The following is a 21,984-nucleotide window of genomic DNA, read 5'->3' as shown; positions in this document are numbered from 1 at the left end:
GTGAGGACCCGATAACCGTGAGCACCAAGGACCTCAGCCGCACCGCGTACGACCACCTGTGGATGCACTTCACCCGCATGTCCTCGTACGAGAACTCCCCCGTCCCGACCATCGTCCGGGGTGAGGGCACCTACATCTACGACGACAAGGGCAAGCGCTACCTCGACGGTCTCGCGGGTCTGTTCGTGGTCCAGGCCGGTCACGGCCGCACGGAACTCGCCGAGACCGCCGCCAAGCAGGCCCAGGAACTGGCCTTCTTCCCGGTGTGGTCCTACGCCCACCCGAAGGCCGTGGAGCTGGCCGAGCGCCTGGCCAACGAGGCCCCCGGTGACCTGAACAAGGTCTTCTTCACCACCGGCGGCGGCGAGGCCGTCGAGACCGCCTGGAAGCTCGCCAAGCAGTACTTCAAGCTGACCGGCAAGCCCACCAAGCACAAGGTCATCTCCCGCGCGGTCGCCTACCACGGCACCCCGCAGGGCGCCCTGTCCATCACCGGCCTGCCGGCCCTGAAGGCCCCCTTCGAGCCGCTGGTGCCGGGCGCGCACAAGGTGCCGAACACCAACATCTACCGCGCGCCGCTGTTCGGCGACGACCCGGTCGCCTTCGGCCGCTGGGCCGCCGACCAGATCGAGCAGCAGATCCTCTTCGAGGGCCCGGACACCGTCGCCGCGGTCTTCCTGGAGCCGGTGCAGAACGCCGGCGGCTGCTTCCCGCCGCCCCCCGGCTACTTCCAGCGCGTGCGCGAGATCTGCGACAAGTACGACGTCCTGCTGGTGTCGGACGAGGTCATCTGCGCCTTCGGCCGCCTCGGCACCACGTTCGCCTGCGACAAGTTCGGCTACGTCCCGGACATGATCACCTGCGCCAAGGGCATGACCTCGGGCTACTCCCCGATCGGCGCCTGCATCATCTCCGACCGCCTCGCCGAGCCGTTCTACAAGGGCGACAACACCTTCCTGCACGGCTACACCTTCGGCGGCCACCCGGTCTCCGCCGCGGTGGGCCTGGCCAACCTCGACCTGTTCGAGCGGGAGAACCTCAACCAGCACGTGCTGGACAACGAGGGCGCCTTCCTGCAGACCCTGCAGAAGCTGCACGACCTGCCGATCGTCGGCGACGTCCGCGGCAACGGCTTCTTCTACGGCATCGAGCTGGTGAAGGACAAGAACACCAAGGAGTCCTTCAACGACGAGGAGACCGAGCGCGTCCTGTACGGCTTCCTCTCCAAGGCGCTGTTCGACAACGGCCTGTACTGCCGTGCCGACGACCGCGGCGACCCGGTCATCCAGCTCGCCCCGCCGCTGATCTCCACCCAGGAGACCTTCGACGAGATCGAGCAGATCCTGCGGGCCACCCTCACGGAGGCGTGGACCAAGCTCTGATCATCCGACCGGATGACCGAGCCGGCCCCGGTGCCCGTCCGTTCGAGTGAGAACGGCGGCCCGGGGCCGCGTGCTGTCCGGGCTCCCGTCCGGGACCTGCCTAGCGTGCCAGTGACCGATCGGCCCAGCCTTCGTTCCCCCGGACGGGGGAACGACGCACGGGAAAACGGATCAGAACCGAGGTGTACGCCATGGAGGCCCCACCGGACAACGACGTGCTCTGGGCACGCTCCCTGCACTTCACGCACCGCGACGGCTCCCCCGGACTGGCCGGGGTCTCGCTCGCCGTGCGCCAGGGTGAGATCCTCGCCGTCAGCGGACCCCGCGGCAGCGGCAAGACCACCCTGCTGCGCTGTCTGTCCGGCCTGCTGCCGGTACGCTCCGGCGAGGTCTGGTTCAACAGCTCCCCCCTGCACACCCTCGGCCCCACCGCCCGCGAGCGGCTGCGCCGGGAACGCTTCGGCTGGATCGACCCCGAACCCGTCCTCGTCCCCGAGCTGAACGTCTGGGAGAACGCCGCCCTCCCGCTGATGCTGCGCGGCGCCGGCCGCCGCCGGGCCAAGGTGTCCGCGCTGGAGTGGCTGAAGCGCCTGGACGTCGGCGACCGGGCCCGTTGCCGGCCGCGCGCGCTGCGGCACGCCGAGCGCCAGCGCGTCGCCATCGCCCGCGCGCTCGCCCCCGGCCCCGAGGTCCTGTTCGCCGACGAGCCGACCGCGCCCCTGCACCACGGCGACCGCACCCAGGTGCTGCGCACCCTGGCCACGGCCGCCCGCTCGCACGGCATCACGGTGGTGCTCGCCACCCACGACCCCGAGACCGCCGCCCTCGCCGACCGTACGGTGGCCCTGCTGGACGGACGCCGCGTGCACACCGTGCACCTGCCGGACGTCCCCGAGGCGGAAGGCCGGGCCGCGTGCTCGCTCTCCGTCTGACCCGCGCCGCCCGGCCCGCCGTCCAGCTGCGCCGCCTGCTGGTGGCCGCGGCCTCGGCGGGCACCGGCCTGCTGCTGCTGTCCAGCCTCGGCCACGCCCTGGCCCACCCGGAGGCCGCCGACTCCGCCGCGCTGCGCCTGGCCTGGTGCGCGGCGCCGCTCGCCGCCACGGTGTACCTGGCGCTCGCGGTGGCCCGCACCGATCCCGGCACCCGGCCGCGTCCCGGCCTGTCCGCCGTGGGTCTCGGCCCGGCCCGCCTCATGGCCGTCTCGGTGCTGACCACGGCCCTGTCCTGCTCCCTGGGCTCGCTGCTGGCCCTGCTGTTCTTCCTGCATCTGCGCGGCGACCTCACCGGCCTGCCGTTCGACGGCGCGGCGGCCGGACTGCTGGCCGCCGGCCTGCCCCTCCCGGTCCCGGCGGCCGTGACCCTGCTGACCGTGCTCCCGGTCACGGCGACGGCGGCGGTGGCCGTGGCGCTCCGGCCGCGCGATCCCCGCCCACCGGCCCCGGCCGTGCGACGGTTCGGCCTGTTCGGCGCCCTGGGCGGCCCGGCCGGCCCGGAGACGTTCGGGGCGTACGGCAGGTTCGGGATCCGGCTCCCCTCGGCGACCGGCGCCGGCCGTGGCGGGGCGGCCGGGGGCAACCGCGGCGTGGCGGCCGGGGACGGGCGTACCGCGACGGCCGGGGACGGGCGTACCGCGACGGCCGCTCTCCTGGAGACGGACGGCGACCGTCCGGCGCCGGAGAGCGCGCCGGAACCGCCGGTCCCGGACACCCGAGCCGGAACCCCCGCCGGCCTGCCCTGGGGCGTCGCCCTCGTCACCGCCGGACTGGCCGCGCAGGCCTACGCCGGCCGGTCCGCCCCCGCCCTCGCCGTCCTCCTCGGCTGGCTCCTCACCGGCGTCGGCCTGGTGCTGGCCGGTCCCGGCCTCACCCACCTGTGCGGCAGGCTCCTCCAGGCCGGGCGGCCGGGTGCGCTGCGGCTGCTGGCCGGCCGGGGCCTGATGGCGGAGGCCGCCCGGATCGGCCGTCCCCTCGGCGTGCTCTGCACGGTGGCGTCGGCCGGGTGCGCCCTGACCGCGCTGTCCGGCGGCCCGGCACCGGCCTTCGGGCCGCTGTCCACCCTGGGCGCGCTCGTCGTCGGCGGCGCCACGCTCGCCACCCTGCTCACCGCCGCCGTGGAGTCCCGCCAGTACCGCGCGGGCACCACCGCCGCGCTGCTCCGCCTGGGCGCGCGCCCCGCCCTGCTGCGCGGGGCCGCCGCGCTGCGCGCCGCCGCCCTGCCGGCCCTGTTCGGCCCGCTCGTCCTGGCGATCGCCGCGCTGTCGGCCCTGCCCCTGAGCCGCTGAACCGCAGCCGCTGCCCCGGCACTCGGTCGTGGAACCCGCCTGGACAGCGGGGCCGGGCCCCGGCGCCGGTCTCAGCCGAACGTGGCCCGCTCCAGCCAGAACTCCAGCAGCTCCCGCTCGCCCAGCACCTCCAGGCCGGGGCCGTCCAGCGGCAGCCGGCGGTAGAAGGCGAGCAGCACGGAGGTAAGCGGGCCGCGCAGGGCGACGGTGGCCTTCTCGTGCCCGCGCCGCCAGCGCACACCGTCCGGGCCCAGCTCGAGGAGCCATTCGGCGTTCAGCGCCGGGTCGGTGTCGGTGGCGTGCAGATGGAGGGAGCGGCCGGGCCCGCGCAGCTCCCGCGCCCGCTCGTCGGCCGTGTTGCGCTGCACCCACTCCACGACCTGGAGCCACTCGTCCAGCGCGTCCGCCGCGATGTCCGGAGCGACCTCGTAGGGCAGTCCGGCGGCGAGCGTGGCGTCGGCGCGGTGCACGGTGATCTCGTGCGTCACCCGGCGGGCCCAGAAACCGGCGGTCGGCGCCCAGGCCCAGCTCCACACCCCGGCGTCCGGGCCGGCCTCGCGCAGCGCGCCGACGACCCGCTCCCCGGCGTCCGCGAGCCAGGCGTCCAGCGCCGCCGCGTCCCCGCGCCGCTCCGGTCCCCCGAACAGCGGGACCCGCTCGTCCGGGATGTTCTCCCGGGCCCGGGCGCGCACCAGGGCGTCCACCCAGCGCAGGGCGCCGCCGAGATGCCGCAGGAGGTCCTCCAGCGACCAGTCGGGGCAGGTCGGCACGGTCGCGGACAGGTCGGCGCCGGAGGTCACCACGGCCCTCAACCGGTCGATCTGGTGGGCTATTTCGTCGCAGTAGCGGTCATGGGTGAGTACGGACATGGCCTCACCCTAGGGCGAACGATCAGTCCAGTACGGCGATTTCCGCCGCGTCGAACTCCACGCCGACCGAGGCGCCGGGCTCGGGCGCGTCCCGCAGCGCGCAGGCCGCCTCCAGTCGCGGGCCGTCCGCCGGCTGGAGGTGGACGGCGACATGGGAGCCCTTGAACGTGCGGGCGGTCACCGTGCAGGACAGCCCCTGGTCGGCGGGGACCAGCCGGACCCCGGCCGGGCGGACCAGGACCGTACGGCCGCCCTGGGCCGAGCCGTCGGGCACCGGCAGTTTGCCCCAGGGGCTGTCGGCGGCCGTGCCGGCGACGGTCGCCGGGACCACGTTCTCGAAGCCGAGGAAGCGGGCCACGAACGCGTCGGCGGGCCGCTGCCACACCTCGACGGGGGTTCCGGACTGGGCGATCCGCCCGTCCCGCATCACCACCACCCGGTCGGCCAGCGCGAACGCCTCGCCCTGGTCGTGGGTGACGGCGAGCACGGTCGTGCCCAGCCGGCCGAACAGCTCCCGCAGTTCCACCACGAGGCGTTCGCGCAGCGAGCGGTCGAGCTGGCCGAGCGGCTCGTCCAGCATGAGCAGCCGGGGCCGGGGGGCGAGCGCCCGGGCGAGGGCCACGCGCTGCTGCTCGCCGCCGGACAGGGCGGCAACGGCCCGCCGGGCGGCCCCCGGCAGACCGACCAGGTCCAGCAACCGGCCCACCTCGGCGTCCCGTTCGCGCCGGGCGACGCCGTGCATGCGCAGCCCGAAGGCCACGTTGGCGCCGACGTCCCGCTGCGGGAACAGCTGGTGGTCCTGGAACATCAGGCCGACGTCGCGCCGGTGCGCGGGCACCCCGTTCTGGTCCCGGCCGTCGAGCAGCACCCGCCCGGAGTCCAGGGGTTGCAGCCCGGCGACCACCCGGAGCAGGGTCGACTTCCCGCTGCCGCTGGGCCCGAGCACACACACCACCTCGTGCTCGGCGACCTCGAGGCCGACCCGGTCCAGGACGGCCCGCCCGCCGAAGCGCACGGTCGCGGCATCCAGGCTCAGCAGCATCTAGAACTCCCCCGTCCGGTCGGTGCGCAGCCGCTCCAGGACGAGCAGCGCGACGGCGCACACCACCATCAGAATGGTCGAAAGGGCCATCGCCTGGCCGTAGTTGAGATCGCCGGGACGGCTGAGCAGCCGGGCCACGGCGACCGGCAGCGTGGGGTTGTCGGGCCGGGCGATGAACACGGTCGCCCCGAACTCGCCGAGCGACACGGCGAACGCGAAGCCGGCCGCGACCAGCAGCGCCCGCCGCACCAGCGGCAGGTCCACCTCCCGCCACACCCGCCAGGGCGAGGCCCCGAGCACGGCCGCGGCCTCCCTGAGGCGTACGTCCACCGCGCGCAGCACGGGCAGCATGGTGCGTACGACGAAGGGGGCGCCGACGAGGGCCTGGGCGAGCGGCACCAGGATCCAGGACTGGCGCAGGTTCAGCGGCGGTTCGTCGAGGGCGATCAGGAAGCCGAAGCCGACGGTGACGGCGGACACGCCGAGCGGCAGCATCAGCAGCGCGTCGAAGCCCCGTACCAGCCGTCCGGCGTCCCGGCGGGCCAGCGCGGCGGCGGCGAGGCCGCCGATCACGACGGCGATGGCGGTGGCGGCGACGGCGTACTGGAGCGAGGTCCACACCGCGTGCACGGGCGCCACCAGGAACGTACCGCCGTCCGCGTCGGTCAGCGCCCGGTAGTAGCCGAAGCCGGGTGCGTCGAGGGAGCGGCGGACGAGGACGCCGAGCGGCAGCACCAGCAGCAGGGCGACGGTGGCGAGGACGACGGCGAGCAGCGCCCACTGCCCGGCCCCGCGCGGCCGGCGGGCGGTGACGGAGGCGTCGACCAGGCGCAGCGCGGTCTCCCGCCGCCGTACCGTCCAGGCGTGCACGGCGAGGATCGCGCCGACGGCGGCGAACTGGACGAGGGTGAGGACGGCGGCCGTGCCCAGGTCGAAGGTCTCGGAGGTCTGCCGGTAGATCTCCACCTCGACGGTGGAGAAGGTGGGGCCGCCGAGGATCTGCACGACGCCGAAGGAGGTGAAGGTGAACAGGAACACCATCAGGGCGGCGGCGGCCACGGCGGGCCCGAGCGCCGGCAGGGTGACCCGGCGCCAGGCCGTGAGCGGCGAGGCGCCCAGCATGCGGGCGGCCTCCTCCTGCCGGGGGTCGAGCTGGGCCCACAGCCCGCCGACGGTGCGGACGACGACCGCGTAGTTGAAGAAGACGTGGGCGAGCAGGATCGCCCACACCGTGGTGTCCAGCCGTACGCCCCACAGCTCGTCCAGCAGGCCGCCCCTGCCGACCAGGGCCAGGAAGGCGCTGCCGGCGACGACGGTCGGCAGCACGAACGGCACCGTGACGACGGCCCGCAGCACGTGTCTGCCGGGGAAGTCGAGCCGGGCGAAGACATAGGCGGCGGGCAGGGCGAGCAGCAGGGTGAGCGCGGTGGAGGCGAGCGCCTGCCAGGTGGTGAACCACAGCACGTGCCGGATGTCGGGGCGGGTGACGACGTCCGCGATCCGCCCGAACTGCCAGCTGCCGTCCGTCCTCAGCCCGCGGGTGACGATCGCGGCGACGGGCCAGGCGAAGAACAGCGCGAAGAACGCGACGGGCAGGGCCATCAGCCCGAGCCGCGCCGCGCTCCCGCGCCGGCCGCGCGCCTTGGCGGTCACTTCAGTACGAGCGACGTCCACGAGGAGACCCACTGGTCGCGGTTGGCGGCGATCTTGTCGGGGGCCAGGGTCTCGGGGTCCTCGGCGGCCGGACCGTACTTGGTGAAGTCGGCGGGCACGGCGGCCCCCTCCACGACCGGGTAGACGAACATGTTCAGCGGCATGTCCTGCTGGAACTCCCGGGTGAGCAGGAAGTCGAGGAGCGCCTTGCCGCCCTCGGGGTTCTTCGCGTTGCTCAGCAGCCCGGCGTACTCGGTCTGCCGGAAGCAGGTGCCGTCGGCCACCCCGGTCGGGGCGGTGGCGGGCCGCTTCTTGGCGTAGATCACCTCGGCGGGCGGGGAGGAGGCGTACGACACCACCAGTGGCCGGTCGCCGCCGGCCTTCCTGCCCTCGGAGGAGCCGGAGAACTCCTGGTAGTACGCCTGCTCCCAGCCGTCGACGACCTTGACGCCGTTGGCCTTGAGCTTCTTCCAGTACTCCGGCCAGTCCTGGTCGCCGAACGCCGCGGCGCTGCCGAGCAGGAAGCCGAGGCCCGGCGAGGAGGTGGCCGCGTTCTCGGTGACGAGGAGGTTCTTGTACGCGGGCTTGGCGAGGTCGGCGAAGGACCGCGGCGGGTTCAGCTTGTGCGCGCTGAACCAGGCCTTGTCGTAGTTGACGCAGATGTCGCCGGTGTCCACGGGCGTGACGCGGTGCTTGTCCTGGTCGACGCGGTTCTCCGGCCGGACGGAGCCGGCGCCCTTGGGCTCGTAGGGCTGGAACAGTCCGTTGTCCAGGGCGCGGGAGAGCAGGGTGTTGTCGACGCCGAAGAAGACGTCGCCCTGCGGGTTGTCCTTGGTCAGGATCGCCTTGTTGACGGCCTGCCCGGCGTCGCCGTCCTTGAGCACCCGGAGCTTGTACCCGGACCGCTTCTCGAAGTCCTTGACGACGCTCTTGGAGACGTTCCACGAGTCGTGGCTGACGAGGGTGACGGTCTTGGGGTCCGAGGACGACCCGGAGTCCGTCGTGCCGCACGCGGACAGCGCGAGCAGGCCGAGCCCCGCCGCCACGGCCACGAGGGTCTTGTTGTGCACTGGATGTCCTCCTGGGGGTTGGCCAGGAAGAGACGCGGCCCTGCCCGGACCGCCGCGCGGGCGGCCCGGGCAGGGCGCAACAGCTTGAGTGATGACCGAACTTCCTACCCAGAATGACCTGGGCGAGGTTCAGAGGGTCTGCGGCCCGGTTGCCGCACTCTCAGCGCTGTGGCGCTCCCCTGTCGGAATATGAAGATATGTGGACCTGGTCAGATTACCGCTCGGTGGCCGCGAGCTGACCACAGGCTCCGTCGATCTCCTGACCCCGGGTGTCCCGGATGGTGACGGCCACACCATGGGCGGCGATGGCCTCCACGAACGCCTTCTCGTCCTCCGGCCGGGACGCCGTCCACTTCGACCCCGGCGTGGGGTTGAGCGGGATGAGGTTGACGTGCACGGGCTTGCCCTTGAGCAGCCGGCCGAGCCGGTCGCCGCGCCACGCCTGGTCGTTGATGTCCCGGATCAGCGCGTACTCGATGGACAGCCGGCGGCCCGACTTCTCGGTGTACTCGAAGCCGGCGTCCAGCACCTCGCGCACCTTCCACCGCGTGTTCACGGGGACGAGGGTGTCGCGCAGCTCGTCGTCGGGGGCGTGCAGGGAGATCGCCAGCCGGCACTTGAAGCCCTCGTCGGCGAACCGGTGGATGGCCGGGACCAGACCGACGGTGGAGACGGTGATCCCGCGCTGGGAGAGCCCGAGCCCGTCCGGGGCGGGGTCGGTGAGCGCCCGGATGGCCCCGACGACCCGGTTGTAGTTGGCGAGCGGCTCACCCATCCCCATGAAGACGATGTTGGACAGCCGCGCGGGCCCCCCGGGCACCTCGCCGTCGCGCAGCGCCCGCATGCCGTCCACGATCTGGTGGACGATCTCCGCGGTGGACAGGTTCCGGTCCAGCCCCGCCTGCCCGGTCGCGCAGAACGGGCAGTTCATGCCGCAGCCGGCCTGCGAGCTGATGCACATGGTCACCCGGTCCGGGTAGCGCATCAGCACCGACTCGACCAGCGTGCCGTCGAACAGCCGCCACAGCGTCTTGCGGGTGGTGCCCTCGTCGGTGGACAGATGGCGGACGACGGTCATCAGCTCCGGGAACAGCGCTTCCTGGAGCTTGGCGCGCGAACCGGCGGGAATGTCGGTCCACTGCTCCGGGTCGTGCGTGTACCGCGCGAAGTAGTGCTGCGAGAGCTGCTTGGCACGGAACGGCTTCTCACCGATCCCGGCCACCGCGTCCTTGCGCTCGGCGGGCGTGAGGTCGGCGAGATGCCGCGGCGGCTTCTTGGCTCCGCGCGGCGCGACGAAAGTGAGTTCTCCGGGCTTGGGCATGGTGCATCCAGTGTCGCAGATCCACCGGGGTGCCCCGGAAAGCCCGTCCTCACCAGGTCACCGGCAGGGTCCTCGGGCCGCGGATCAGGCCCCGGCGCTGGAACTCGACCTCCTCGGGAGGCACGGCCAGCCGGAGGGCGGGGAAGCGGGCGAGGACGGCGCCGATCATGACCTCGGCCTCCATGCGGGCCATGACGGCGGCCAGGCAGTGGTGCGGGCCGTGACCGAAGGCCAGGTGGGCGAGGTGTTCCCGGTCGAAGTCCAGGGCGTCCGGGTCGGGGAACGCGCGGGGATCGCGGTTGGCGGCCAGGTAGGCGTTGTAGACCACGTCACCGGCGCGGATCAGCCGGCCGCCGACCTCGACGTCCTCGGTGGCGATCCGGGGGATGCCGACGCCGTTGCGGTGCGGGACGTAGCGGAACAGCTCCTCCACGGCCCGGGGCAGCAGCTCCGGCTCGCGGCGCAGCCGGTCCAGGTGCGCGGGGTGGGTGAGCAGCGCGTACATCATCGAGCCGCTGTTGTTGCGGACCGCGTGGCCGCCGCTGACCTGGACGGCGATCGCGAGGGAGACCGCCTCGTCGTCGGTGATCTCGCCCTCGGCGGCGGCCCGTGCCAGCACCCCCGCCAGATCCTCGCGGGGTTCCTCGCGGCGGCGCCGGAGCAGTCCGGCGATCCGCTCCCGGGTCGCCCTCGCGGCCTGCCGGGCGCGCTCCCCGGAGTCCGCGCCCGCCGACAGCAGGGCCTCGCCGGTCGCGGCCCAGTCCTGCCGGTCCTCCTCGGCCACGCCGAGGAAGTCGCGGAGCACGGCGAGCGGGAACGGGCCGTGCAGGTGCTCCATGAGGTCGGTCGGGGCGCCGGCGCGCGCCATCCCGTCGAGCAGCTCGGCGGCCCTGCGCTCGGCGAGCGGACGCAGCCGCCGCATGCTCCGCCCGGTGAACGCGCGGGCCACGACCCGGCGCAACCGGGTGTGCCGGGGCGGGTCTACGTACTGCAGGCCGGCCGTCTGCGAGGCGACCGGCACCGGGCGCATGGTGGTGACCTCGCGGCCGGCGACCCGTTCCCGGGAGAAGCGCGGGTCGGAGGTGACGAACCGGACGTCCTCGTACCGGGTGACCAGCCAGGCCCAGCCCTCGCCGAACGGCAGCCTGATCCGGGCGACCGGCTCCGCGCGCAACAGCTCGTCCAGAAGCGGATCGGGGTCGAGCCCGGGCAGATCGTCCACGGGCCAGAACCGCACGGGCGGGGCGGGGGCGGGAGCCGGAGGCGTGGGAGCGACGGGGGACGGAGGTTTGGGGGCGGCGGGCTCCGGAGGCTTGGGGGTGGCCGGGGACGCCGAACCGGACGACGGGCAGGCTGAGACGCGGGCGGGGGACGCCGAACCGGACGACGGGCACGTGGAGGCGGAGGCCGGGCACGCGGAGGTGTGGGCCGGGCACACGGACGCGGAGGCGGGGGCGGGGTCGAGGGGCATCGGGCACACTCCCTGCTGCGGCGCCGGGCGGCGGAGCGACCGCCGTCCTGTGAGGAGTCTGCCGGGCCCAGCACCGGGCCGCCGATTCCTGCTGCGGCATCCGGGTACGGACCGCCCCGCGGCCACGGCTCGCCGCTACGACGACGGCCCCCGCCCTGCTGCGACACAGGACGGGGGCCGGGAAGCCGTACCGCTCACACGGAGCCGACGAAGAGCGGAGTCACGCCGAGCCGACGAACACCACCAGCAGCAGCCACACCACCGGGGCCGTGGGCAGCAGCGAGTCCAGGCGGTCCATGATGCCGCCGTGGCCGGGGAGCAAGGTGCCCATGTCCTTGATGCCCAGGTCGCGCTTGATCATGGATTCGCCGAGGTCGCCCAGCGTGGCGCTGGCCGCGACCGCGAGACCCAGCAGCAGGCCCTGCCACCAGGCTCCGCCGTCGATCAGGAACTGCATGCACAGCGCGCCCGCCACCATCGCGAACAGCACCGCGCCCAGCAGGCCCTCGCGGGTCTTGCCGGGGCTGATGCGCGGGGCGAGCTTGTGCTTGCCGAAGCGCCAGCCGACCGCGTAGGCGCCGGTGTCACTGACGACCGTCAGCACCAGGAAGGTCAGCACCCGCCAGGGACCGTCGTCGGCGGCGAGCAGCAGCGCGACGAACGTGGCCAGGAAGGGCACGTAGAACGCGGCGAAGACACCGGCCGTGACGTCCTTGAGGTAGCCCTCCGGCCGTTCCGTCATGCGCCAGACCAGGGTCGCCAGGGCGGTGAGGGCCATGGCCACCCACGCGCCCTCGGCACCGCGCACATAGCCGGCGACGACCATGGCCGCACCGCCCACCGCGAGCGGCACGAGCGGCGCCCGGATCTCCTTGCGCTCCTTGAGCCTGCTGGTCAGCTCCCACAGCCCGACCACGACGGCGATCGCTATCACGCCGACGAAGACGGCCTTGACGATGAACAGGGACGCGACGATCACCACACCGAGCCCGACGCCGACCCCTATGGCCGCGCTCAGGTCCCGGCCCGCGCTCTTCTTCTGCGGTGCCGGTGCCGGCGGCGGCTGCGGGACGTCGGACATGGGCTCCGGGTTCTGGGTCTCGGCCGGGAGCTCCCGGGCCTGGAACGTCTCGTCTCGGAACAGGGGGCCGCTCAGCCGAGCGGCCCCCCGGTCGTCGTCCTGGTCTCCGCCGTACGCGGGGCCGTCGGGCACGATGGGCATGGGGCGAGTCTGCTGCGCCTCAGGCGCATCGTACGCGGGACCCGCCGGGGCAGCCCCCTGGAGGGGCCCACCCGCGGTGGACCCCCAGTAGCCGGTCTGCCCCGCCGGTGGCGGCGCCCCCCAGGAAGAGTCGCTCATCAGACTTCGAGCAGCTCCGCTTCCTTGTGCTTCAGGAGCTCGTCCACCTGAGCGACGTACTTGGCCGTCAGATCGTCGAGGTCCTTCTCCGCACGGCGGCCCTCGTCCTCACCGATCTCGCCGTCCTTGACGAGCTTGTCGATGGCGTCCTTGGCCTTGCGGCGCACGGAGCGGATGGAGACCTTCGCGTCCTCGCCCTTGCCCTTGGCGACCTTGATGTACTCGCGGCGGCGCTCCTCGGTCAGCTCGGGGAACACCACCCGGATGATGTTGCCGTCGTTGCTGGGGTTGACGCCCAGGTCGGAGTCGCGGATCGCCTGCTCGATGTTGCGCAGCGCGCTCTTGTCGAACGGGGTCACGACCGCCATGCGCGGCTCCGGCACGGAGAACGAGGCCAGCTGGTTGATCGGCGTCGGGGCACCGTAGTAGTCGGCCACGATCTTGTTGAACATCGCCGGGTGCGCACGGCCGGTGCGGATCGCGGCGAAGTCCTCCTTGGCGACCACGACGGCCTTCTCCATCTTCTCCTCGGCTTCGAGGAGGGTCTCTTCGATCACCACTTGCTCCTGCGTGTCTTGAGTAAGGCCCGGCTGCGGTTCCTGGGTCGGTCGGCGGCCGGCTGCGTCGCGTCTTCTTCCTGCACGGTTCCCGACCGGCAGGACATTGTCCATCCCCCGGCCGGGGTCCGGCCCCCTCACAGGGCCGCACTTCACCGGCCGGGTTGATCCCGGGTCAGTCCCGGCTGCCCTGGTCACCCACCAGCGTGCCGATCTTCTCACCCTTGACGGCGCGGGCGATATTGCCCTCCGCGAGAAGCTCGAAGACGAGGATCGGGAGCCTGTTGTCACGGCACAGCGTGATGGCGGTGGCGTCGGCGACCTTGAGATCCCGGGTGATGACCTCGCCGTAGCCGAGCGCGTCGAACTTGACGGCGTCGGGGTTGGTCTTGGGGTCGGAGTCGTAGACCCCGTCCACGCCGTTCTTGCCCATGAGCAGCGCCTCGGCGTCGATCTCCAGGGCGCGCTGGGCGGCGGTGGTGTCGGTGGAGAAGTAGGGCATGCCCATACCGGCGCCGAAGATGACCACGCGGCCCTTCTCCAGGTGGCGCACGGCGCGCAGCGGGATGTACGGCTCGGCGACCTGGCCCATGGTGATGGCGGTCTGCACGCGGGACTGGATGCCCTCCTTCTCCAGGAAGTCCTGGAGGGCGAGGCAGTTCATCACGGTGCCGAGCATGCCCATGTAGTCGGAGCGGGCACGGTCCATGCCGCGCTGCTGGAGTTCGGCGCCGCGGAAGAAGTTGCCGCCGCCGATGACGACCGCGATCTGGGCGCCGTCGCGCACGACGGCGGCGATCTCGCGGGCGATCTTGTGCACCACGTCCGGGTCGACGCCCAGGCCCCCGCCACCGGAGAATGCCTCTCCGGACAGCTTCAGCAGAAACCGGCCGCGTACTTTGCCGTCGTCGCTCTTCTGGGCCTTGGTGGTCATGGGGGATCCCGCCTCTTTCACGTGTTGCACATACGAAGAAGGCCATTGCCGATGGGGTCGCTTTTCGCTCCCATGCGCGGCAATGGCCTCCTCGTCAGATCTGCTGCCGTCCGCCGCACGCCAGGGTATGACGATGGCGACGGACGACTGCGGTCGACCCTATCGGGAATTCCTCGCGGAATTCCCCCGGGGTCGCGCGTCGATCGCGGTACGGACTCAGATGCCGACCTTGATGCGCGAGAAGCGCTTCAGGGTGACACCGGCCTCGTCCAGAACCTTCTGGACCGACTTCTTGTTGTCCAGCGCGTACGGCTGGCCGAGCAGCGTGGCGTCCTTGAAGAAGCCGTTCAGACGACCCTCGACGATCTTGGCGATCGCGGCCTCGGGCTTGCCCTCGGCGCGGGTGGTCTCCTCGGCGATACGGCGCTCGGACTCGACGACGTCCGCCGGCACGTCCTCCTTGGCCAGGTACTTCGGCGCGAAGGCGGCGATGTGCTGCGCGACGCCCTTGGCGACCTCGGCGTTCGGCTTGTCGAGCTCGACCAGGACACCGATCTGCGGGGGCAGGTCGGGCATGGTGCGGTGCATGTAGGCGGTGACGTAGCCGTCGGAGAACTGCGCGAAGCGGTCCAGGACGATCTTCTCGCCGAGGTTGGCGTTGGCCTCGTCCACGAACGCCTGGACGGTCTTGCCGGGCTCGATCTCGGAGGCCAGCAGGGCCTCGATGTCGGCCGGGTTCGTCTTGGCGACGTGCTCGGCGATGGCCTTGGCCACGGCCTGGAACTTCTCGCCCTTGGCGACGAAGTCCGTCTCGCACTTCAGCTCGACCAGGACGCCGGAGGAGTTGTCGTCGGCGATGATGGAGACCACTGCGCCGTTCTCGGCGGAGCGGCCCTCGCGCTTGGCGACGCCCTTCTGGCCCTTGATGCGCAGCGCCTCGACGGCCTTCTCGACGTTGCCCTCGGCCTCGTCCAGCGCCTTCTTGCAGTCCATCATGCCGGCGCCGGTGAGCTCACGGAGCTTCTTGACGTCGGCGGCGGTGTAGTTCGCCATGAGTCTGTGAGTCTTTCTCGAAGTCTGGGAGATCCAAGGTCAGGGTGATCTGCGTTCCACATGTAGATGTAGATCCGCGACGCGCCCTTGACCTACGGGTGAACAGCGGGGGCGGACTTCATGTCGCCGCCCCCGCCATCAACTCTGACGGTCAGGCCTGCTCGCCCTCGGCGGCCGGCGCCTCGGCGGCGGGGGCCTCCGCGGCGGGGGCCTCGGCGGCCGGAGCCTCGGCAGCGGCGTCGGCGGCCGGAGCCTCCTCGGCCTTCTTCTCGCCCTCCAGCAGGTCGCGCTCCCACTCGGCGAGCGGCTCGCCCGCGGCCTTCTCACCCTTGTCACCGGCGGCCACGCCGGAACGGGCGATGAGGCCCTCGGCGACGGCGTCGGCGATCACACGGGTGAGCAGGGTGACGGAGCGGATCGCGTCGTCGTTGCCCGGGATCTTGTAGTCGACCTCGTCGGGGTCGCAGTTGGTGTCGAGGATCGCGACGACCGGAATGTTCAGCTTCCGGGCCTCACCAACGGCGATGTGCTCCTTCTTGGTGTCCACGATCCAGACGGCGCTGGGCACCTTCTGCATCTCGCGGATACCGCCGAGGGTCTTCTCCAGCTTGGCCTTCTCGCGGGAGAGGACCAGCAGCTCCTTCTTGGTCAGACCGGAGGCCGCGACGTCCTCGAAGTCGATCTGCTCCAGCTCCTTGAGGCGCTGCAGACGCTTGTAGACGGTCGAGAAGTTGGTGAGCATGCCGCCCAGCCAGCGCTGGTTGACGTAGGGCATGCCGACGCGGGTGGCCTGCTCGGCGATGGCCTCCTGCGCCTGCTTCTTCGTGCCGACGAACATGACCGTGCCGCCGTGGGCGACGGTCTCCTTGACGAACTCGTAGGCGCGGTCGATGTACGACAGCGACTGGAGCAGGTCGATGATGTAGATGCCGTTGCGCTCGGTGAAGATGAAGCGCTTCATCTTCGGGTTCCAGCGACGGGTCTGGTGACCGAAGTGGACGCCGCTCTCCAGCAGCTCCCGCATCGTGACGACGGCCATGGCCGTTTCTCCTTGGTGTTCTCGGTTGTGCCGCGTCCGCCGGACGGCGGTCGCGCCTGACGCCCGCGACGCGCCGTGCCGCGAAGGACCGAGGGGCGCTTGGCAGGGACCGTTGCCGGCCGCCGTACCGGGGCGTGCGAAGTCGACCCGGTGACCCGGATCGCCAGAAGAAGTGTACGGGACCGACGGAGTACCGGGTGACGGCACTGTCCACAACCGGCGAGTAGTCCACAGGCTCCGGTCCCGGGCGGTGGGGTGCGGGACGGTGTACGGCATGCGCTACGTGACCTTGTGGACGGCTCTGCCGCTGGTGCTGGCGGCGGCCCTGCTCACCCCTCTGGCCTGGGCCGATGCCCCTCCCCCGGCCCCGCCGACGGCCCCCGGACCCCGGGTGCCGGCCCTCGCCCGCGCCTGGCCGGTCGGCACCCGTCCCCCGGTGCTGCGCGGCTGGCGGCCGCCGCCGACGGTCTACGGCCCCGGGCACCGGGGAGTGGACCTGGCGGCCCCGCCGGGCTCGCCCGTGCGCGCGGTGGCCCCCGGCCGGGTGCTGTTCGCGGGCCGGGTGGCGGGCCGGGGCGTGATCTCGCTGGAGGTACGGGGAACGGACCTGCGGACGACGTACGAGCCGGTACGGGCCTCGGTGGGGGCGGGCGACGAGGTGGGCGCGGGCGAGGTGGTCGGGACGCTGGAGGCGGGCGCCCACTGCGGCCCGGCGCCCTGTGTCCACTGGGGCCTGCTGCGGGGCGGGACCTATCTGGACCCGCTGTCGCTGCTGCCTCCGTGGCTGCTGAACGGGGGGCCGTCGAGACTGCTGCCCGTCCCGCCGGCCGCCTGACGTGTGGTGCGGGCAGCGTGTGGTGCGGGCAGGTCGGTGACGCGGCTGCCGCGCGTCCGGCCGGGTCCGGCCGGGGTCAGCCCTTGACGCCCCGCAGAGCCATGTTGACAGCCGCCTCCGTCACCACCGCTGGATCCTCGGCGGCGCCCAGCTCGATGCGCCGCACGGCCGCGTCCACCACGCCCTGCACCAGCATCGCCGCCAGCCGGGGCTGCTCGTGCCCCAGTTCCCCGAGCGCCTCCACGATCATCGCGATCAGGCCCCCGTGGGCCGCCCGGATCTTCTCCCGCGCCCCGGCGTCCAGTTCGCTCGCGGAGATGGCCACCACGGCCCGGTGCCGCCGGTCGCCGACCAGCGCGAGCTGCCGGCGCACATACGCCTCGACCTTGCCGGCGGGCGAGTCGGCCCGCTCCATCGCCGCTTCGACCTCCGCCGCCCACACCGGGAAGTCGACCGCGCACAGCTCCTCGACCACCGCGGCCCGGGAGCGGAAGTACTCGTACACGGACGACCGCGCCAGCCCCGTCCGCTCGGCCAGCGCGGGAAAGGTCAGCGCCTCCGTCCCGCCCTCGGACAGCAGGGTCCGAGCCGCGTCCAGCAGGGCGGCTCGCTGCATCGACCGGTGTTCGGCCACGGAGGCCGCTCGAATCCTTGGCACGCCGACCACTTTACGGACCAGCCCCGGCGAACGGGAGGACTCACCGGCCGAAGGCGGCCAGCTTGGCCCGCAGCTGGAGCACGGACTTGGTGTGGATCTGGCTGACCCGGCTCTCGGTGACGCCGAGGACATTGCCGATCTCGGCGAGGGTGAGCCCCTCGTAGTAGTAGAGGGTGACGACGGTCTTCTCCCGCTCGGGCAGGGTGTTGATCGCCCGGGCCAGGAAGCGCCGCAGTTCCCGGTCCTCGGCCACCTCCACCGGGTTGTCGGCGGCGGTGTCCTCCAGCGTGTCCATCAGGCTGAGCCGGTCCCCGCCCTCGCCGCCGACGTGCAGCAGCTCCTCCAGGGCCACCACGTTGGCCAGCGACAGCTGACTGAACACGGCGTGCAGTTCGTCGACCTCCATGCCCAGCTCGGCGGCGACCTCGCCCTCCGTCGGCGTCCGCCGCAGCCGCGCCTCCAGGGTGGCGTAGGCACGCTCGACGTTGCGCGCCTTCTGCCGCACCGAGCGGGGGATCCAGTCCAGCGCCCGCAGCTCGTCGATCATGGCCCCGCGGATCCGGGTGATCGCGTACGTCTCGAACTTGATCTCCCGGTCGATGTCGAACTTCTCGATCGCGTCGATCAGCCCGAACACCCCCGAGGAGACGAAGTCGGCCTGCTCCACATTGGGCGGCAGTCCGACGCTGACCCGGCCCGCCACGTACTTGACCAGCGGCGAGTAGTGCAGGATCAGCTGCTCCCGCAGCCGGTCGTCCCCCGTCGCCTTGTACGACCGCCACAGCTCGTCGAGCGTCGAGGGTGCGGGCGGTCGGGCGCTGCCACCGTCGCGGGCGGCTGGGGGGATCGCCGCCCGGTCGGACCCGGAGGTGTGCTGGGGCATTCGTCGCCTTGTGCCGTTCTGCCGTGAAGTGCCGTGATGTGCTGTGAAGTGGGAGGGAGTGGGGTCGGTGCGGAGAAGGGGCTGACTGGGGTGAGGTGTCGGTCTGATGTCGGGTTGACGCGGTCTGCGTCGCACCTTCGTGAGCGTAGCGTGACTGCGGAGTCGCGGTGTGCGAACAAGACGGCTCCACTCGTGCGCGGGGGCTCACGCCGGGCGGGTGACCGGGGGCCATGGTTCGCTCTCCGTGACCGGCCGGATGTGTCAACTCCGGGAAACCCCAAGGCTGTCGGGGGTTCCCCCGGACGGCCGAACACGGTCGGTCAGCACGGCGGGTGACCGTCGCGGACCGAGATCACCGCCTGGCGTGTCAACTTCCAGCCATCGCCGTGTCGTTCGACATAGCCAAGCGCTCGGAGTTCGTACAGCCTCGCGATCGCGTCCTCCCGGGTGGTGCGCGCGCCGAGCGCGATCTCCTCCACGGGTGCGGCGCGGCCCGCGGGCAGGGCGGCGAGCACCCCGCGGGCGTGCGGGTCCAGCAGGTCGCGCGGGAGCACCGGGCCGCGCCGGACGGGTGCGAGATCGCCCATGGCGCCGACGAGTTCGATGATCTCGGTGGCGTCGGTGACCAGGGTGGCCTCGCCGCGCAGCAGATCGTGCACGCCCGCGGAGAGGGCGCTGGTGACCGGGCCGGGCACGCCCATGGTGAACCGGCCGAGGCGCTGTGCGGCCCGCGCGGTGGCCAGCGAGCCGCTGCGGCGGGCGGCCTCCACGACGACGGTGCCCCGGGTCAGCGCGGCGATGACGCGGTTGCGGAGGATGAACCGGCTGGGGGTCGGATGATCGCCGGGTGGCAGCTCGCCGACCACCAGTCCCTGGTGGGCGATCCGGCCGATCAGCGCGGCGTGGCCACGGGGGTAGGGCTGGTCGACACCGCAGGCCAGGACGGCGACGGTGGCGCCGCGGGCGGCGAGGGCGCCCCGGTGGGCGGCGCCGTCGATGCCATAGGCGCCGCCCGACACCACCACCCAGCCGTGCTCGGCTAGGCCGGCGGCGAGGGTGGCCGCGGTGTGGGTGCCGTACTCGGTGCAGGCGCGGGCGCCGACCACGGCGACGGAGCGCAGCGCCCACATCCGCAGGCTGGGCCGGCCGCGCACCCACAGTCCGAGGGGCCGGCCGTCGCCGAGGTCGTCGAGCTGGCGGGGCCACTCGCCGTCCCCCGGGCACACGAACCGCGCCCCGGCGGCCCGGGCGAGCGCGAGATCCCGCTCCGGCTCGGCCCGCCCGGCCCGCGCGAGCAGCCCCGCCCACCGGGTGGCGGTGACCCCCGGCAGGGCCTCACCCCCACACCGCAGCCGCCGCACCACCTCCCCCACCCCGAACTCCCGCACCCACCGCCCCGCGACCTCGTCTCCCGGCTCGACGACCCGCGCCAGAAAGACCCGGCCGAGCAGTTCGTCTCCGTCCCCCGCGCCGGTCATGTGTACGCCCCGATGGCCATCGGCACCCCTCGCGGGACGCCGGTGCGCAGGTGCAGGGCCAGGGCGACATCGGTCACGTCCGGGCGGTCGTGCCCGACGAGGTCGGCGATCGTCCAGGCGACGCGCAGCACCCGGTCGATGCCGCGAGCGGTGAGCACGCCGCGCTCCAGGCTGCGTTCGGCCTCGTCCATCGCCCCGGCGGCGGCGTGGTACCGGCTGCGCAGTTCACGGCCGGGCACCTCGCTGTTGGTGCGCCACGGCGTGCCGGCGAGGCGGGCCGCCGCCCGCTCCCGGGCCTGCCGCACCCGGTCGGCCACGGTCGCCGTGGACTCCCCCCGGGCGCCGGGCTCGGTGAGCTGGGCCCGGGTGACCGGGTCGACCTCCACCCGGAGATCCACCCGGTCCAGCAGCGGTCCGGACAGCCGGGAGTGATAGCGGCGGATCGCCGACGGCGGGCACTCGCACAGCGAGTCACGGAGCGAGAAGCGGCCGCAGGGGCAGGGGTTGGCCGCCAGGACCATCAGGAACCTCGCCGGGAACCGGACCACACCGGCGCTGCGGGCGATCACGACGTGCCCCGACTCCAGTGGCTGTCGCAAGGCGTCCAGGGTCTGGCTGTGGAACTCGGGGGCCTCGTCCAAAAAGAGCACGCCCCGGTGGGCCAGGGACACCGCCCCGGGCCGGGCGATGCCGGGGCCGCCGCCGACGAGTGACTGCATCGTGGCGGAGTGGTGGGGCGCGCAGTAGGGAGCGACGTCGATGAGCGGCTTGCCCGGTGGCAGCAGCCCGGCGATCGAGTGCACGGCCGTGACCTCCAGGGAGTCCTCCCGGGTGAGCCGGGGCAGGACCGCGGGCAGGCGTTCGGCGAGCATGGTCTTGCCCGCGCCTGGCGGCCCCTCCAGGAACAGGTGGTGTCCGCCCGCCGCGGCCACCTCCACGGCCGTACGGGCGGCGGTCTGCCCCACGACGTCCGCCAGGTCGTGATCGTGGTCGTGCTGTGCGGCGCCCACGCTGTGCATGCCGGTGGCCGCGCCCGTGCCCGGCACGCGCAGCCCGGCCAGCAGGGGATCGGGCCGGCCCGGCCCGTCCGGTTCCTCCTCGGGTACCGGTTCCTCGGCGAGGACCGCGATGAGCTGGCGCAGGCTGCGGACCCCGAGCACGGAGACACCGGGGACGAGTGATGCCTCGGCGGCGGCGCACTCGGGCACGACCACCTGCTCGTATCCCGCGTCGGCTGCCGCGAGGACGGCCGGCAGGATGCCCCGGACCGTGCGCACCCGGCCGTCCAGTCCCAGCTCTCCGATCATGACGATGTCGGCGAGGACACGGGGATCGATCCGTTCGGCGGCGCCGAGCACCGCGCAGGCGACGGCCAGGTCGAAGCCCGAGCCGGCCTTCGGAACCGACGCCGGGCTGAGGCCCACGGTGAGTTTTTTGGACGGCCAGGTCGCGCCCGAGTTCACCACCGCCGCTCGTACCCGGTCGCGGCTTTCCGTCAGGCTTTTGTCCGGGAGGCCGACCAGGGTGAAGGCCGCCACGCCGGGTTCCAGGTCGGCCTGGACCTCGACGACCACGCCCTCGACGCCCACCAGGGCGACGGAGCAGGTGCGGGCGAACGCCATTCAGGCCACCCCCCGCGCGTGCTCGACGGAAGGCGCGCCCCGGCGGGGCAGGAGGACGCCGACCAGGTCGATGCGGACGCCGCCCGGCGGAGCCCCTCCATGGGCCTGGACCCAGTGTTCGGCGAGGGCCCGCAGCCTGGCCGCCTTCTCGGGGGTCACCGCAGCCATCGGATGCTCGTACGAACCGCCCCTGCGGGTCTTCACCTCGCAGACGACGAGCGCGTCCCCGTCCCGCGCCACGATGTCGATCTCGCCGGACCGTCCGCTGCGCCAGTTGCGCTCCAGGATCGTCATGCCGGCCTCGGCGAGCCGCCGGGCGGCCAGGTCCTCGCCGTATTTGCCGATTGCCTCACGTGCGTTCATGTCGGCACCTCCTCCGGCGCCAACCGTCACGCATTCCGAGCCCCGTTGTTGATCTTGGGGGACTACTCGGCGGTTGTGGAAAACTTCGTCACCCGAACAGGTGACGTTCCCTG

20 protein-coding genes and 1 riboswitch are annotated in these 21,984 nt (G+C 72.8%); of the genes, 4 read left to right on the top strand and 16 right to left on the bottom strand.

Annotated elements, in window-relative coordinates; translation table 11 throughout:
• Positions 1–17 precede the first annotated feature (17 nt).
• From HB370_RS28485 to HB370_RS28475, 3 genes are all read left to right on the top strand, one after another.
• Complete coding sequence (locus HB370_RS28485) at positions 18–1,382, top strand: aspartate aminotransferase family protein (protein ID WP_030785042.1); 1,365 nt, start codon at positions 18–20, stop codon at positions 1,380–1,382.
• Between the two features lie 191 nt (positions 1,383–1,573).
• Positions 1,574–2,314 (top strand): ATP-binding cassette domain-containing protein, encoded by a 741-nt coding sequence (locus HB370_RS28480; protein WP_030785045.1) that lies wholly within the window; start codon positions 1,574–1,576, stop codon positions 2,312–2,314.
• Complete coding sequence (locus HB370_RS28475) at positions 2,296–3,663, top strand: hypothetical protein (RefSeq protein ID WP_167513041.1); 1,368 nt, start codon at positions 2,296–2,298, stop codon at positions 3,661–3,663. Before HB370_RS28480 ends, HB370_RS28475 begins: the two co-directional genes overlap by 19 nt.
• 71 nt (positions 3,664–3,734) lie before the next feature.
• On the opposite strand, the gene HB370_RS28470 is transcribed toward HB370_RS28475, so the two are convergent.
• The 11 genes from HB370_RS28470 to rpsB all read right to left on the bottom strand — a co-directional run bounded on the left by HB370_RS28470 (position 3,735) and on the right by rpsB (position 16,032).
• Positions 3,735–4,532, bottom strand: a complete 798-nt coding sequence (locus HB370_RS28470; protein WP_030785051.1) for a maleylpyruvate isomerase family mycothiol-dependent enzyme — start codon at positions 4,530–4,532, stop codon at positions 3,735–3,737.
• Positions 4,533–4,554: 22 nt separating this feature from the next.
• Positions 4,555–5,574: an ABC transporter ATP-binding protein gene (locus HB370_RS28465; protein ID WP_030785054.1), complete on the bottom strand. Its 1,020-nt coding sequence runs from the start codon at positions 5,572–5,574 to the stop codon at positions 4,555–4,557.
• Complete coding sequence (locus HB370_RS28460) at positions 5,575–7,176, bottom strand: iron ABC transporter permease (protein WP_030785056.1); 1,602 nt, start codon at positions 7,174–7,176, stop codon at positions 5,575–5,577. It abuts the gene before it with no gap.
• Between the two features lie 47 nt (positions 7,177–7,223).
• Positions 7,224–8,297 (bottom strand): thiamine ABC transporter substrate-binding protein, encoded by a 1,074-nt coding sequence (locus HB370_RS28455; protein WP_030785059.1) that lies wholly within the window; start codon positions 8,295–8,297, stop codon positions 7,224–7,226.
• A gap of 83 nt (positions 8,298–8,380) precedes the next feature.
• Positions 8,381–8,488: riboswitch (TPP riboswitch) on the bottom strand.
• A gap of 23 nt (positions 8,489–8,511) precedes the next feature.
• Positions 8,512–9,618 carry a 23S rRNA (adenine(2503)-C(2))-methyltransferase RlmN gene (gene rlmN, locus HB370_RS28450; protein WP_030785062.1) on the bottom strand — a complete coding sequence of 369 codons (1,107 nt, stop codon included), beginning with the start codon at positions 9,616–9,618 and terminating at the stop codon, positions 8,512–8,514.
• Between the two features lie 49 nt (positions 9,619–9,667).
• Positions 9,668–10,840: a cytochrome P450 gene (locus tag HB370_RS28445; RefSeq protein WP_078637569.1), complete on the bottom strand. Its 1,173-nt coding sequence runs from the start codon at positions 10,838–10,840 to the stop codon at positions 9,668–9,670.
• Between the two features lie 469 nt (positions 10,841–11,309).
• Positions 11,310–12,449, bottom strand: a complete 1,140-nt coding sequence (locus tag HB370_RS28440; protein WP_078637570.1) for a phosphatidate cytidylyltransferase — start codon at positions 12,447–12,449, stop codon at positions 11,310–11,312.
• Entirely contained in the window at positions 12,449–13,006 is a 558-nt protein-coding gene (gene frr, locus HB370_RS28435) for a ribosome recycling factor (RefSeq protein WP_030785071.1), read from the bottom strand. The genes HB370_RS28440 and frr overlap by 1 nt, the downstream gene beginning before the upstream one ends.
• Before the next feature lie 175 nt (positions 13,007–13,181).
• Positions 13,182–13,940: a UMP kinase gene (pyrH, locus tag HB370_RS28430; RefSeq protein WP_030785074.1), complete on the bottom strand. Its 759-nt coding sequence runs from the start codon at positions 13,938–13,940 to the stop codon at positions 13,182–13,184.
• A gap of 216 nt (positions 13,941–14,156) precedes the next feature.
• A complete protein-coding gene (gene tsf, locus HB370_RS28425) occupies positions 14,157–14,993 on the bottom strand; it encodes a translation elongation factor Ts (RefSeq protein ID WP_030612832.1) in 837 nt (278 codons plus the stop codon).
• A gap of 151 nt (positions 14,994–15,144) precedes the next feature.
• Positions 15,145–16,032, bottom strand: a complete 888-nt coding sequence (gene rpsB, locus HB370_RS28420; RefSeq protein ID WP_030785090.1) for a 30S ribosomal protein S2 — start codon at positions 16,030–16,032, stop codon at positions 15,145–15,147.
• Positions 16,033–16,306: 274 nt separating this feature from the next.
• On the opposite strand from rpsB, the gene HB370_RS28415 reads away from it, so the two are divergent.
• Positions 16,307–16,867: a M23 family metallopeptidase gene (locus HB370_RS28415; RefSeq protein ID WP_030785097.1), complete on the top strand. Its 561-nt coding sequence runs from the start codon at positions 16,307–16,309 to the stop codon at positions 16,865–16,867.
• A gap of 76 nt (positions 16,868–16,943) precedes the next feature.
• On the opposite strand, the gene HB370_RS28410 is transcribed toward HB370_RS28415, so the two are convergent.
• The 5 genes from HB370_RS28410 to HB370_RS28390 all read right to left on the bottom strand — a co-directional run bounded on the left by HB370_RS28410 (position 16,944) and on the right by HB370_RS28390 (position 21,901).
• The gene (locus HB370_RS28410) at positions 16,944–17,501 is read right to left on the bottom strand and encodes a TetR/AcrR family transcriptional regulator (protein WP_030785099.1); all 558 of its coding nucleotides are present in this window, start codon (positions 17,499–17,501) and stop codon (positions 16,944–16,946) included.
• Between the two features lie 64 nt (positions 17,502–17,565).
• On the bottom strand, positions 17,566–18,408 hold the full coding sequence (gene whiG, locus HB370_RS28405; RefSeq protein WP_030785101.1) for an RNA polymerase sigma factor WhiG: 843 nt from the start codon (positions 18,406–18,408) through the stop codon (positions 17,566–17,568).
• Positions 18,409–18,728: 320 nt separating this feature from the next.
• The gene (dprA, locus tag HB370_RS28400) at positions 18,729–19,886 is read right to left on the bottom strand and encodes a DNA-processing protein DprA (RefSeq protein WP_030785103.1); all 1,158 of its coding nucleotides are present in this window, start codon (positions 19,884–19,886) and stop codon (positions 18,729–18,731) included.
• Positions 19,883–21,508: a YifB family Mg chelatase-like AAA ATPase gene (locus tag HB370_RS28395; RefSeq protein ID WP_030785104.1), complete on the bottom strand. Its 1,626-nt coding sequence runs from the start codon at positions 21,506–21,508 to the stop codon at positions 19,883–19,885. Before HB370_RS28395 ends, dprA begins: the two co-directional genes overlap by 4 nt.
• Entirely contained in the window at positions 21,509–21,901 is a 393-nt protein-coding gene (locus HB370_RS28390) for a YraN family protein (RefSeq protein ID WP_106980691.1), read from the bottom strand. It abuts the gene before it with no gap.
• Positions 21,902–21,984: the final 83 nt, after the last annotated feature.

Source organism: Streptomyces sp. DSM 40868, assembly GCF_011820545.1.
GTDB classification, from domain to species: domain Bacteria; phylum Actinomycetota; class Actinomycetes; order Streptomycetales; family Streptomycetaceae; genus Streptomyces; species Streptomyces eurythermus.
This window is presented reverse-complemented; position numbering and strand designations above follow the sequence as displayed.

Coding starts and splice junctions, on each gene's coding strand:
- dprA (WP_030785103.1), bottom strand. CDS start 19,886: ATGACCGGCGCGGGGGACGGAGACGAACTGCTCGGCCGGGTCTTTCTG.
- HB370_RS28460 (WP_030785056.1), bottom strand. CDS start 7,176: ATGGCCCTGCCCGTCGCGTTCTTCGCGCTGTTCTTCGCCTGGCCCGTC.
- tsf (WP_030612832.1), bottom strand. CDS start 14,993: ATGGCGAACTACACCGCCGCCGACGTCAAGAAGCTCCGTGAGCTCACC.
- HB370_RS28465 (WP_030785054.1), bottom strand. CDS start 5,574: ATGCTGCTGAGCCTGGATGCCGCGACCGTGCGCTTCGGCGGGCGGGCC.
- HB370_RS28470 (WP_030785051.1), bottom strand. CDS start 4,532: ATGTCCGTACTCACCCATGACCGCTACTGCGACGAAATAGCCCACCAG.
- whiG (WP_030785101.1), bottom strand. CDS start 18,408: ATGCCCCAGCACACCTCCGGGTCCGACCGGGCGGCGATCCCCCCAGCC.
- rlmN (WP_030785062.1), bottom strand. CDS start 9,618: ATGCCCAAGCCCGGAGAACTCACTTTCGTCGCGCCGCGCGGAGCCAAG.
- HB370_RS28395 (WP_030785104.1), bottom strand. CDS start 21,508: ATGGCGTTCGCCCGCACCTGCTCCGTCGCCCTGGTGGGCGTCGAGGGC.
- HB370_RS28440 (WP_078637570.1), bottom strand. CDS start 12,449: ATGAGCGACTCTTCCTGGGGGGCGCCGCCACCGGCGGGGCAGACCGGC.
- pyrH (WP_030785074.1), bottom strand. CDS start 13,940: ATGACCACCAAGGCCCAGAAGAGCGACGACGGCAAAGTACGCGGCCGG.
- HB370_RS28480 (WP_030785045.1), top strand. CDS start 1,574: ATGGAGGCCCCACCGGACAACGACGTGCTCTGGGCACGCTCCCTGCAC.
- HB370_RS28415 (WP_030785097.1), top strand. CDS start 16,307: ATGCGCTACGTGACCTTGTGGACGGCTCTGCCGCTGGTGCTGGCGGCG.
- rpsB (WP_030785090.1), bottom strand. CDS start 16,032: ATGGCCGTCGTCACGATGCGGGAGCTGCTGGAGAGCGGCGTCCACTTC.